Here is a 12,945-nt window from a genome sequence, read left to right on the forward strand (position 1 = left end):
CAAATACACTGCGTAGTGTTATCTGATATTTGGTTTTTTATTTTATGGAATTATTTACTTTGCGGTTTAAATCGTTAATCCATTGAACCTATCCGACGAACAAGTGCTTGCTATGGCGCCTGATGAATCTTCCCGTAAATCCGGGAAGGACCTGGCCAATCCGGCTAAATGGGTGAGTAAAGGCGTAAGCGAAATAGCGTTATGGGGCGAATGCCAGGGCAGCGGCAGTAAACCATACCAGACACAGATAGACACCGGCAACATGGCATTCAAATGCAGTTGCCCCAGCCGTAAGTTTCCCTGCAAACACGGACTGGGACTGCTGTTGCTCTACTCCAGGCAGCGGGCTTCCTTCCCCGAAGAAACACCGCCCTCCTGGGTTAGCGAATGGCTCGCCAAACGCGCAGAAAAAGAAGAGAAGAAAAATACAACGCCCACTGCTACAGAGAAGCAGGCAGATACCACCGCCCAGGCCAAAAGGCAACAGGCACGCATGCAGAAAGTAAGCGACGGCGCCGCAGAACTCCTCCGCTGGATGAAAGATCTCGTGCGCAACGGTATCATGGACATGCCCGAAAAAGATCCTTCCTTCTTTGAAAATATGATCCGCCGCATGGTAGATGCACAGGCCCCCGGCCTCGCCGCCATGATGCGCGAACTGGCAGACATCAGCTACTTCCACGACGGATGGCAATCCGTTTTCATCACACAGCTCACCCGCATTTACCTCGTTATACAAGGCTATCAGCATATCAGCGACCTCCCGCCTGCACTACAGCAGGATATCCGTACCCTCGCCGGATTTTCCACCTCGCAGGAAGAACTGAAGGAACAAACCGGCATCACCGACACCTGGCAGGTACTGGGAAAACAAACTACGGAGGAAGACCGCCTCGTGGTGGAACGCTATTGGCTATACGGCGTAAATACCAAACGCCCCGCGCTGATCCTGCAGTTTTATGTACGCGGGCAAAGCACCATCACCAACGCCCTCACACCCGGCAGCGCCATCAATGCAGAACTGGTATTTTACCCTTCGGCAGCACCGCTGCGCGCACTCATCAAACAACAGGTAACAATACCGGCCAATCATACCTTCAACGGCTACGCCGGATGGCAGGAAGTAGTAACCGCACAAACCGCCATCAGTGAAGTACTGCCCGTGTATAACGACCAGGTATACACGATCGCAGACCTCACCCCCGTTTGGCACGCGGAACAATGGTGGCTGCAGGATAGCCGCCGGCAACTGATGCCCGTGAAAAAAACATTCCAGCACATCTGGAAACTGCTGGCGCTGAGCGGAGGAACACCCCTGCACATGGCAGTTACAGGTAAAGAAACCCAATACGAACCCATTGGCGTTTGGCACGAACAGGAATACAAAATATTATAATGGAGCACTGGAATCAACTCATCAATACTGCCCTACTCGGCACGGCTAAAAAGCCGGCCGACAGCACCGGTATGAATGGCCCGCTGCAACAGGCGGCCAATACCATACTGACCGGCGATAACACAGATAAAGAAGATAAGTTCCTGCAACTGGCTGCAGTACTCTACAACTACCGGCTAAGCGGTACCCAACCCGTAACCGCCAACTTAGCACCCACGAAAGTGTGCCCGCCGGAAACAAAGCCTTACTGTAAACCCGCCGCCGTTAGGGTATTGCAACAGGTACTGGAAACAGACAGCATCCAGCTCCTCCAGCTTTGGCTGGAATACTGTGCGAAAGCCAACGTACTCCTGCCGCCAGCGCAACTGCCCGTGATGCTCGATAAAGGCTGGCGGAATAAATCGCTGCGGGCATTGATCGCTGCCACAGGGGGGCAACGCGCGGAATGGCTCGGGCACTTTAACCCCGACTGGAACTTTTCACGCGTGGCAGACACCATCGAAGACAGGTGGCAGAACGGCGCCACGGCACAACGTGTGGAAGCGCTGAAAGAACTGCGTGCAGCCGATCCCGTAATGGCCCGCACCTGGCTGGAACAATCCTGGCCCAAAGAAAGCGCCACCGTGAAAACGGAACTGCTCTCCGTACTGGAACAACCCGCAAACCCTGCAGACATTCCCTGGCTGGAATCCCTGCTTACTGAAAAAAGTAAACAGGTAAAAGAAACCGCCACCCGCATCCTGAAAAAACTGCCCGGCTCCTCGCTGCATGAAAAATACTGGCAGATCATAGCCGGCGCCATACAACTCGATGAATACGGACAGGTAACCGTAGCCCTCCCGGAAATAACAGACGACAGCATCTTCCAGAGCGGCATCGAAAAACTCAGCAACGATAAAACCATCACGGATGAAACACACATCCTCTACCAGCTGATCAGCCTCGTACATCCCGCCCGCTGGGAAGAGCATTTCAAGCGGAATACGGAAAGGGTGATCGCCCTTTTTCAGTTGCAGGATTCGCTGAAACCCTTTATCCCGGCGCTGGTGCTGGCCATCGCCTGGTTTGAAGACAAGGAGCGCGCCCTTTCGTTTATGCATCACAGTGAAACATTTTATATAGATATCATTCCCATGCTACCTCCGGAACAACAGCAGCAATTCAGTGAAAAGTTTTTTGATGAACACCCGGATTCCATCATCCAGTACGCCTGCAACAACCAGGAAGAATGGAGCCTCCCGCTGTGTACCCGGATATTCAAATATGCGGCCACACAGCCTTACACCTACAACCAGCAATTCATGAACAATCATATCCGGCAAATACCCGTGGCCATTGCCGCTACCCTGGACGATATCACGCCCGTGGAAGCCTATCACACCGGGTACTGGAATAATATAAAGGTTCACCTGGGCCGGCTGCTTCAGGCAAAAAGCCAGATACAATCACTTTAATCCAAACACATTAATCAACATACCATGTCAGACATTTTACGTTACCACGCCGAACAACTGTATGCACAGGAGCTGGAAGAACTGAAAAAAGACGACCCGGGGAAGCGTCCGCAAAACTGGTTACTGACACCCCAATCGGTGGTCACCTACCTGATCGGCGGAAAACTGAAGAACGGTTTTGAAGTCACCCCTAAATATATTGGCAGCAAACGCCTCATGGAAATCGCGGTAGCTACCCTCGCTACCGACAGGGCCCTGCTGTTGTATGGCTTACCCGGTACCGCCAAAAGTTGGGTGAGCGAGCACCTGGCTGCTGCCATCAGCGGCGATTCCACGCTCATTATACAGGGCACTGCCGGCACCAGCGAAGAAAGCGTGCGGTATGGCTGGAACTATGCCCGTCTGCTGGCAGAAGGCCCTACCCGGAATGCGCTGGTGGAAACGCCGGTAATGCGCGCCATGCAGGAAGGTAAAATTGCCCGCATAGAAGAACTCACCCGCATCGGCGCCGATGTGCAGGATACCCTCATCACTATCCTGTCGGAAAAAACGCTTCCCATTCCGGAACTGAATACAGAAGTGCAGGCTACCAAAGGATTCAACATCATTGCCACCGCCAACAACCGCGATAAAGGTGTAAATGAATTATCCAGTGCGCTGAAACGCCGATTCAATACCGTTATCCTGCCTGTTCCGGATTCTATGGAAGAGGAAATTGATATCGTAAGAAGAAGAGTGGAAAGCTTTGAAAAAACAATGGAGCTGCCGGCAGAAAAACCGGCGATTGAGGAAATCCGCCGCATCGTTACCATCTTCCGCGAACTCCGCAACGGCGTTACCCTCGATGGTAAAACCAAGCTGAAGTCGCCCGGTGGCACCCTCAGCACTGCTGAAGCCATTTCTGTGGTTAATAATGGTCTCACCCTCGCCGCCTGGTTTGGCGATGGCACCCTCAATGCTGCCGATCTTGCCGCAGGCATCATCGGCGCCGTGGTGAAAGACCCCGTTCAGGATAAACTGGTTTGGCAGGAATACCTGGAAACGGTAGTGAAAACACGCGAGGAATGGAAAGATGTGTACCGTGCCTGCCGCGACCTGGCGTAACGGAATATTAAGGATCAAGTCCACCTTTGAAGCGTGGTTGAAGCATGGTTAAAGCGTAGATGAAGCGTATCAAGTCCACGTTTGAAGCATGGTGGAAGCGCCTTTAAAAGGTAGGAAAGCCTTCTTCAGGACCTCATGTTTTACTTTAAGGTAAATTTTATAACTTAATCATAATGTGCTCATTGCATAACGATTGCTTAAAAATTACTTTCAGTATATTTTCCGGGAGATGTCAAACCTCAGGCATCCCACTCATTTATTAATAATGATCGACGTATGTCTGTACATATATTAGGTATCCGGCACCACGGTCCTGGCTCCGCCAGGAATGTAAAAGCTTTTCTGGAAGAGCTCCAACCGGATATTGTGCTGATCGAAGGACCGCCGGAAGCAGATAGCCTGTTGCAATGGGCCGGTCATGACGACCTCCGGCCACCGGTAGCGATCCTGGCGTACCAGCCGGATAGTCCGCAGAAAGCCTGCTTCTATCCCTTTGCTGCGTTCTCACCGGAATGGCAGGCAATGCTGTATGCCAAAACCCATCGCATCCATGCCCGCTTTATGGACCTCCCGCTGGCCCATGTTTTCGGAATGGAAAATGAAGCCGCCGCAAAAAGAGCGGCCGGCGCGCAAAGGGACGAAACGCAAAAAGAAGATGAAACCCAAAGCACAACCCCGGACGGGGAGACTCCACCTGCGGAACTAAACAACTCCACAGAAGAATTCACGGCCGCGGAACTGGACATGGAATTTCTGCCGCGATCACCGCAGGACCCGGTCGCCCACCTGGCCCATGCCGCCGGCTACGACGACGGCGAGCGGTGGTGGGAACATATGTTTGAATACCGCCTCGGGCAGGAACAGGTATTTGAAGCCGTACATGACGCCATGCACGCACTCCGGGAAGAACTCCCCCGGCGGTACGACCGGAAAGAAGCCCTCCGCGAAGCCTGGATGCGGAAATGCATCCGCCAGGCGGAAAAGGAAATGTTCCAGCGCATAGCGGTGATATGCGGCGCCTGGCACGCACCGGCGCTGCAAACCATGCCCAAGCAAAAAGACGATAACGACCGGCTGAAAGGGCTGCCCAAAACAAAAGTGGAATGCACCTGGATCCCGTGGACGTATAGCCGCCTCAGTTATGAAAGCGGCTACGGCGCAGGCATCCCCTCACCGGGATGGTACGAACATATCTGGGAACATCCCGCCGATGATGGCACCCGCTGGATGGCCCTCGTGGCAAAGCTCTTCAGGGAGCAGCAACAGGATACCTCCGTGGCGCACGTAATGGAAGCCGTACGCCTGGCCAATGCGCTGGCGGCCCTCCGCCACTATCCGCGGCCCGGACTGGAAGAACTCAACGAGGCCACGCTTAGTGTACTCTGCAACGGGGAAAGTATCCTCATGCAGCTGATCCGCGATGAACTGATTGTGCGCAACAGGATCGGGAAGGTCCCCACGGAAGTGCCTACGCCCCCGCTGCAAACCGATATCACCCGGTGGCAGAAAAAACTGAGACTGCCCCAAACGGCGGACTTTAAAGACTATACCCTCGACCTCCGGAAAGACACGGACCTGGAAAGAAGTATCTTCCTGCACCGCCTGCAACTGCTGGAAATACACTGGGGAAAACGGTTTGAAGTATCCGGTAAAGGCACTTTTAAAGAACAATGGCGCCTGCAATGGGACCCCGCCTTTTCTATTGACATCATTGAAAAAGGCAGTTGGGGAAATACGGTAGCAGAAGCCGCCACCAGCTTTGTAATCAACACTGCTAATAATACCGGCACCCTGCAACAGGTGTGTAAAATGCTGGAATCAGCCATCCCCGCGGAACTCCCCGCGATAGTGGAGGTGCTGATCCACCGGATCAACAACCTCGCCGCCGCTTCCGGCGATGTACTCCAGCTGATGGAAGTAATTCCTTCCCTGGTAAATATCAGCAGGTATGGCAACGTACGCAAAACAGATGCAGCGCTGGTTAACAACATCACCGAAAGCATGATTGGCCGCATCTGCATCAGCTTACCCGCTGCCTGCACGGCGGTAGCCGATGATGCCGCACTCCCGCTGCTGGATCTCTTCTTTGCCATGAACGACGCCATTAACCTGGTACAGGATAATGAGCTCACTGGCTCCTGGCAGGAAACACTGCTGATCATTTCCGGCAACCCGCAGTCGGCACCCATGATAGCCGGCTACGCCTCCCGCCTCCTTTTCGATGCCAAAATAATGACGGGGGAAACACTGGTAAAAGCTTTCAGTGTATCCATGTCCGTTGCCAATCCGCCTGCACTGGCAGCTGCCTGGCTGGAAGGCTTTCTCAGGGGCAGCGGCACTCTCCTGTTACTGGATGAAGAGCTGTGGAGCATGGTGCACAATTGGGTTTCTCAACTGGAAAATGATATTTTCATACAGGTATTGCCGTTATTACGCCGCACCTTTTCTAACTTTACTGCCCCGGAAAGAAAAAAACTGGGCGACAAAGTGAAACACGGCGGAAATGGAACTAGCATAAAAGCAACTACCACAGGGGATATTGACTATGAGCGGGGCGCCCGTGGCATCCCGGTAGTGATGCAATTGCTGGGATTTAAAGACGCTAAACTATTACCGGATGGAGCATGAAGAACAGGTTCGCAGGTGGCGGCTCATGCTGGGAGGATCCCAGAATGATGGCACCTCCTTTTCGTTAAATAAAACGGACCTGCAGTTGGACAAAACGCTGGAAGCCCTGTACGACAGCACCAGGCAGGGAGGATTAGGACCATCCTCTCCCAATGTAAGCCGCTGGCTGGGCGATATCAGGAGCTACTTTCCCGCCTCTGTGGTGCAGGTAATGCAACAGGACGCCCTCAAACGCCTGAACCTCACCCAGATGCTCTTTGAAAAAGAGATGTTGGAAAACATAGAACCCGATGTACACATGGTGGCCACCCTGATGACATTGAGCAAGGTAATCCCGGAAAAAACCAAAGACACCGCCCGGCAGGTAGTAAGAAAAGTAGTGGATGAACTGATGCGGAAACTGGCACAACCAACCCAACAGGCCATTACCGGCAGCTTAAACCGCAGCGCCCGTAACCGGCGCCCACGGCACAACGAGGTGAACTGGCCCCTTACTATCCAGAAAAATCTGCAACACTATCAACCGGACTATAAAACCATCATCCCGGAAACACTGATCGGATACGGCCGCAAGCGGTCGGCGCTGAAAGAAGTGGTATTATGCCTCGATCAAAGTGGTTCAATGGGTACGTCTGTCGTTTATTCTGGTATATTTGGGGCCGTAATGGCTTCTATCCCGGCACTAAAAACACAAATGGTGGTGTTTGATACCGCCGTGGCAGACCTTACAGAAGAATTGCAGGACCCGGTGGAGCTCCTGTTTGGCGTACAACTGGGCGGTGGTACAGATATCCATGCCGCATTGAAATACTGCGCGCAGATCATCACCAAACCGGCAGACACCGTGCTTGTATTGATCACCGATCTCTTTGAAGGAGGAGATGAAAAAAATATGCGGAAACGCTTTACCGAACTTGCAGCAGCAGGTGTACAGGTAATCGTACTGCTGGCGCTGAATGATGAAGGCGCCCCCAGCTACGACCACGAGAATGCCCAATTCCTGGCTAACCTCGGGATACCCGTATTTGCATGCTCCCCGGATAAATTTCCGGAGATGATGGCCTGCGCATTGAGCAAACAGGATGTTGCTCAATGGGCCGCAAAAGAAGATATTGTGCTGAAAAAATAAACTGAATCTATCTATACCCTTATGCCATACAAAAAGGAAACTATACTACCTCTTGTTGAAAAACTGAAACAACTGAATGACTATGAAAACATCGCAGGCACTATACAGTCCGGGGTAGATTTCCTTACAGGGCATACCTATGAAACACCACCGGTATTTCCCACCGCTGAAGCCGCCCGGCAAATGGGACATTTTATTTCCCTGCTGCAGATTCCCGATCACTGGGACGACAACGACCGGCTCATCCTGAAGCTGATTTCACCTCCGCTTACCTGGAACGAATGCAAAGAAACTTTCCTGACTACCATCATTCCCATGTTGGATATGCCCGGAACTTCCTCCTCCATCGTATTGCGGTTCAGCTACTTTACCAGCTACCTCCAGCAACGGGGTTGCACACCGGAAGAAATCGGCTCCCTCATGATCAGCTATTCCAGGGATGGCAACAACTTCGACCTGGCGCCGCTGAAATTCACGCCCCTGCGCAAATTCCTGCAGGACCTGATCAAAAGTGCGGAACCACACGTGATCAACGCCTACGTAAACACCTGGCGTAAGAAAGGATGGAACTCCCTCTTCTTCCGGCTCCTCACCAAAGGGCACCCGGACCGGGAAATGGAATACCTGGAAAGCATCCTCCTGCTACCGGAGTACCTCCCGGATCAACAGGCCGTGTCGCGCGTATTATTGCAAAACAACCTGGGCAAGTATGAACCGCTGATCGAAAAAACAACCACGCAGCTGGCCGCAGTACCCGACTATGCAGCCGCGCTCAGTGGTTATTATTTACTCGCCGGTCATCTCCCGGAAAAATATAACCAACGGCTGCTGAAAGCAGCCTACGATTTCCTTGACATGCCGGTGGCAGTCCCGTACACACCGGAATCGGGATACTCAAAAGTAACAGGGAATGTACCGCCCAACAACATGCCCCCCGGTGTGCTGGCTGTGCGCGGCCTATTGCACCTCGACCGCCCCGCGGCCGTTCCCTATCTCGGTAACCTGCTCTCCCAAAAACGTTCCCTCCACCCGGAAGCCTTCCAGGTGCTGGCAGACGAATTACAGGAACAGGCTGCCCCCATGCTGCTGCACGCACTGGAAAATGATTACGACGCCAGAACAGTACTGCCGGTACTCTCCCAACTGAACAAAGCACTGTATATAGATCAGCTCTGGCCATACACACTGCATAAACTGAAGTCTGTTCGTACACTCGTGGCCGTTATACTGGCGGAACACCCGCAGGCGCTGGAAAGAGCAGCGGAATTACTGGGGCATAAGAAAGCGGATCAACGCTTAACTGCCGTACAGATCCTCTCTAAACTCGACAACCCGCATGCACGCGAACTGCTGCAACTGGCGCTTCACAAAGAAGTAAATGACGATGCCCGCGACCTGATGCTGGAAACACTGGGAGGTCATACCCTCACGGATACCGACGACCTGGTGCTCGTTACCAAGTTGGTGATGTTTGCAAAGAAAAGACACAAGCTCTCCAAACCGGCAGAGAAATGGCTGGACGACAAAGCCCTGCCACCACTCTATTTGCTGGATGGCACCGTAATGACCACCGACATGATGCGCTTCCTTATTTACCGGATGTCGAGGGTAACGGAAGTACACGCCGACGTGGAAGCCAAACCCCTGCTGCGTTTGATCGACAGGTCCCGCAGCGGCGATTTTGCCCGCGCACTCTATAAAGCCTATGCCGACCAGGGCGGCGATCTGAAACTGAAGTATCTCATGACCCTCACGGCCCTGCTGGGAGACGACCTGCTGGCAGATACGCTCCGGGAAGACATACAGCTCTGGATTACCACCAAACGCCTCAAAATGGCGGAACACGGCGTGGGCGCACTGGCCCTGCATGGCAGCAATAAAGCCCTCCGTGAAGTGGAATTCTTCTCACGCAGGTACCGCTTCCGCAAAGCAGTAGTAGGCGCCGCAGCCCTCAGGGCGCTGGAGCTTACCGCCACGGAAAGAGGCATGACGCTGCATGAACTGATCGACTCACTGGTGCCGGATTTTGGCTTCGACGGATTGTACAGGTCCTTTGAAGTAAAGAACGAAACATACCGCGCCTTCCTTGACAGCAACTTTAAACCGGCTTATCTCAACGATAAAGGCCGTCGCTTGAAAGCGATCCCGGTAGCCACCCCCAGGGATATCAGGAATGCATTCAAAGCGCTGCCAAAAGAAATGGCCGACACCATCAGGGTACAAACACAGCGACTGGAACTGTTCCTGGAAGAACAAAGAAAATGGAGCGCTGCAAAATGGCAGGCGGTATTTCAGCAAAACCCCGTGATGTCTGCTTTTGCAACGCGACTGGTATGGGCGTTATTTGATGAAGCCGATCAACTGATCACTGCCTTTTACTGTGATGAAAACATAACGCCGAAAACAGTTACAGGCGACGTTCTTACCATTCCTGGAAATACGCACATAAGGATATTGCATCCCGTTCACCTGGATGCAGCCACCCTGCAGCAATGGAAAAATAAATTCAATGAACTGCCTGTTGAACCGGTATTTCCTCAATTGGAAAGACCGGTAACCTTATCGCAGGGTTATGCAGCCGTGGAATACGATTACGGCGACGCTTCTATGGAAAACGGTTTGCCAAGTGGTTATATGGAACAGGAAGGTTAATAGGAGGTTCTTTTAAATCACGGGATTTTATTGTATTTTTTCACCTTAACCAAGTGAACAATAAAAATCTACGTATGCTAAAACTACGCTCCACACTGGCATTTGCCTGCCTGCTACTGCTGTTGGCAGGGCCCTTGCCGGCGATCAACATTATTCCGCAGCCGTCGGAAGTAAAAACATTATCCGGCACATTCTCTTTATCCGGCGCCACTGCCATCATTCCAGGCAAGTGCGCCGGCGAGGCCAACCAGCTGCAACAGGCATTACAGGAAACACATGGTCTTTCTCTCGCCCTGAAACCTACCGCTAAAAACAATTACATCCGCTTCTCCCTGAATGAAAAACTGGAAAAGGAATTAGGGAAAGAAGGCTACCTGCTACAGGTAACACCGGATAACATTACCATCACCGCAGCCACCGCCACCGGAGTGTTTTATGGTATCCAATCTTTACGCCAGCTCATTACAGCCAACGGCAACGCCTACACGATCAATGCCGTATCCATCAAAGATAAGCCCCGCTTCGGCTGGAGGGCATTCATGCTGGATGAAGGCCGCTACTTCAAAGGCGGCGAAACCGTAAAGCGCCTGCTCGATGAAATGGCGCTGCTGAAAATGAACGTATTCCACTGGCACCTGACCGACGACCAGGGCTGGCGCATCGAAATAAAAAAGTATCCCCTGCTCACCAGCGTAGGCAGCAAACGCGATTCCACCCAAATAGGTACCTGGAACAGCAAAGTATATGATGGCAAACCTCATGAAGGTTTTTATACACAGGAACAGATTAAAGACATTATTAAATACGCAGCCGACAGGCATATCACTATTATTCCTGAAATAGAAATGCCGGGTCACTCCAGCGCCGCTATTGCCGCGTATCCCTGGCTGGGCACCACGCACACGCCTATCAAAGTACCTGGCAAATTCGGCGTACATTACGATGTTTTCAACGTATCCGATCCTAAAGTGATCGCTTTCCTGGAAGATGTGTTGCAGGAAGTGATTGCGTTGTTCCCATCCAAAGTAATCCATATTGGCGGCGACGAAGTAAAATACGACCAGTGGAAAGCAGACGCCGGGGTAAACGCCTATATGAAAGCGCATAAACTGGGCTCACCCGCCGACTTACAGATTGCTTTCACCAACAACATCTCCAACTACCTCGCCCGCAAAAACCGCCGCATGGCTGGCTGGAACGAGATCATGGGCAGCAAACTGCATGAGTTCACCGATAGCAAAGATGTTTCCGCTACTGAGAAACTCGCGGCCGGTACCATCGTGCAGTTCTGGAAAGGAGAGCTGAAACTCATCACCGATGCGGTGTCCAAAGGATATGAGGTGATCAATTCCTATCACGCCATGACTTACCTGGATTACGACTACAAGGAAATACCGCTGGAAAAAGCTTACAGCTTTGACCCCATCCCTGAAGGACTGGATCCAAAGTATCACGCAAAAATACTGGGCAGTGGCTGCCAGATGTGGGGCGAATGGATTCCGGATGTAAAAACAATGAACCACCAGGTGTTTCCGCGCCTGGCGGCCTATGCGGAAGATGGCTGGACCGTTCCTGCCAACAAAAACTTCACACAGTTTTCCAATGCACTGCAATACTTCTATACCCGTTGGGATAAAGAAGGTATTCAGTACAACAAATAATTATAACAGCTATTGCAGCAACTGTTTGGCTGCAATAGCTGTTTATTTCGCCGGCAGCAGCTTCAGGGTATCGCCCGCCTTCTGTAGATGATAAACGATGATCCCTCTGGTGTTTGCAGTTAACGCATCAGGATCGTTTTCCCTGAAAGCCGGAAAAGTGCGTACCAGCGTTTTTCCTTTTATAAAAAATGTATCCTGCCCCCTGTAAGCCTTTTGCTGCATGGTATCCAGCGAGTAGGTATTAATCCTTGTGATTTTTGGCCCTATGTCAAAAGCATAGATCTTACCGAATTGACCGGTACCTTCAGACAGCATCTGTAAATAAAGCTCCGGTTTACCGTTTCCGTCCAGGTCCGCGATCATCATATTTTTCAGCGCTCCCTTCACGTCTTTTTCAATGGTGCTGTCTGCCTGTGTGGAGTCTTTTTTGCTGCCCACCGCCAGGATCAGATCCCGCATGCTGCTGTTGCCACGGGCAATAGCGGAAATACGGTAATCTCCGTAGGTGGTATCCAGTGTCACGCTTTTAACATCTTCTGTTGCAGGCGCCTGCACCGGCGCATTGGCAGAGTCTTTTGCTGCCCGTTCTTCTTTATTTTGCATGGGGCTGTTGCAGGCTGCAAAAATCATCACCGGCAACAGTGATAGTCTGAAAAATATACGATCCATAGTCCGCTGGTTTTAAAATCAGACCCGGTCGCTGAGGTACGGCCGGAACTGCCTGTCATCAATGTTTTTTACGCTTGTGGGCTTTGGTATCCTTGCTGTTATGCGTGGTATCATCGCCTTTATCGTCCTGTTCTTCATTCTTCCTGCTGTCAAGATTATCCCTGATTTCAGGCCGTGGCAGATTGGAAAAAGATTGCTGTTTACTTTGCCGGGTATTTTCATTTCTGGTGCCTTTCATAAGACAAATTTTTG

At 51.9% G+C, this 12,945-nt stretch carries 9 protein-coding genes; 7 read left to right on the forward strand and 2 right to left on the reverse strand.

Features of this window, described 5'->3' with window-relative positions; genetic code table 11:
- Positions 1-82 precede the first annotated feature (82 nt).
- From B5Z18_RS02035 to B5Z18_RS02065, 7 genes are all read left to right on the forward strand, one after another.
- On the forward strand, positions 83-1,396 hold the full coding sequence (locus B5Z18_RS02035) for an SWIM zinc finger family protein (RefSeq protein WP_079467728.1): 1,314 nt from the start codon (positions 83-85) through the stop codon (positions 1,394-1,396).
- Positions 1,396-2,850, forward strand: a complete 1,455-nt coding sequence (locus B5Z18_RS02040; protein WP_079467729.1) for a DUF5691 domain-containing protein — start codon at positions 1,396-1,398, stop codon at positions 2,848-2,850. The genes B5Z18_RS02035 and B5Z18_RS02040 overlap by 1 nt, the downstream gene beginning before the upstream one ends.
- A 24-nt stretch (positions 2,851-2,874) precedes the next feature.
- On the forward strand, positions 2,875-3,954 hold the full coding sequence (locus B5Z18_RS02045; RefSeq protein WP_079467730.1) for an ATP-binding protein: 1,080 nt from the start codon (positions 2,875-2,877) through the stop codon (positions 3,952-3,954).
- Between the two features lie 276 nt (positions 3,955-4,230).
- Entirely contained in the window at positions 4,231-6,582 is a 2,352-nt protein-coding gene (locus tag B5Z18_RS02050) for a DUF5682 family protein (RefSeq protein WP_079467731.1), read from the forward strand.
- Entirely contained in the window at positions 6,572-7,711 is a 1,140-nt protein-coding gene (locus B5Z18_RS02055; protein WP_079467732.1) for a VWA domain-containing protein, read from the forward strand. Before B5Z18_RS02050 ends, B5Z18_RS02055 begins: the two co-directional genes overlap by 11 nt.
- 21 nt (positions 7,712-7,732) lie before the next feature.
- Positions 7,733-10,363, forward strand: coding sequence for a DUF4132 domain-containing protein (locus tag B5Z18_RS02060; RefSeq protein WP_079467733.1), 2,631 nt, complete (start codon positions 7,733-7,735; stop codon positions 10,361-10,363).
- A gap of 74 nt (positions 10,364-10,437) precedes the next feature.
- Positions 10,438-12,024, forward strand: a complete 1,587-nt coding sequence (locus B5Z18_RS02065; protein ID WP_079467734.1) for a beta-N-acetylhexosaminidase — start codon at positions 10,438-10,440, stop codon at positions 12,022-12,024.
- Between the two features lie 42 nt (positions 12,025-12,066).
- Here the strand turns inward: B5Z18_RS02065 and B5Z18_RS02070 are convergent, their stop codons facing one another.
- Together B5Z18_RS02070 and B5Z18_RS02075 are read right to left on the reverse strand one after the other, a co-directional pair.
- The gene (locus B5Z18_RS02070; protein WP_079467735.1) at positions 12,067-12,693 is read right to left on the reverse strand and encodes a hypothetical protein; all 627 of its coding nucleotides are present in this window, start codon (positions 12,691-12,693) and stop codon (positions 12,067-12,069) included.
- Positions 12,694-12,751: 58 nt separating this feature from the next.
- A complete protein-coding gene (locus tag B5Z18_RS02075) occupies positions 12,752-12,931 on the reverse strand; it encodes a hypothetical protein (protein ID WP_079467736.1) in 180 nt (59 codons plus the stop codon).
- Positions 12,932-12,945 lie beyond the last annotated feature (14 nt).

Source organism: Chitinophaga ginsengisegetis (assembly GCF_900168065.1).
In the GTDB taxonomy this organism is placed as follows: Bacteria; Bacteroidota; Bacteroidia; order Chitinophagales; family Chitinophagaceae; genus Chitinophaga; species Chitinophaga ginsengisegetis.

Bases quoted from the DNA above. Each gene is read 5' to 3' on its own strand.
- B5Z18_RS02050 (WP_079467731.1), top strand. From the start codon at position 4,231: ATGTCTGTACATATATTAGGTATCCGGCACCACGGTCCTGGCTCCGCC.
- B5Z18_RS02070 (WP_079467735.1), bottom strand. From the start codon at position 12,693: ATGGATCGTATATTTTTCAGACTATCACTGTTGCCGGTGATGATTTTT.
- B5Z18_RS02060 (WP_079467733.1), top strand. From the start codon at position 7,733: ATGCCATACAAAAAGGAAACTATACTACCTCTTGTTGAAAAACTGAAA.
- B5Z18_RS02055 (WP_079467732.1), top strand. From the start codon at position 6,572: ATGGAGCATGAAGAACAGGTTCGCAGGTGGCGGCTCATGCTGGGAGGA.
- B5Z18_RS02040 (WP_079467729.1), top strand. From the start codon at position 1,396: ATGGAGCACTGGAATCAACTCATCAATACTGCCCTACTCGGCACGGCT.
- B5Z18_RS02045 (WP_079467730.1), top strand. From the start codon at position 2,875: ATGTCAGACATTTTACGTTACCACGCCGAACAACTGTATGCACAGGAG.
- B5Z18_RS02065 (WP_079467734.1), top strand. From the start codon at position 10,438: ATGCTAAAACTACGCTCCACACTGGCATTTGCCTGCCTGCTACTGCTG.
- B5Z18_RS02075 (WP_079467736.1), bottom strand. From the start codon at position 12,931: ATGAAAGGCACCAGAAATGAAAATACCCGGCAAAGTAAACAGCAATCT.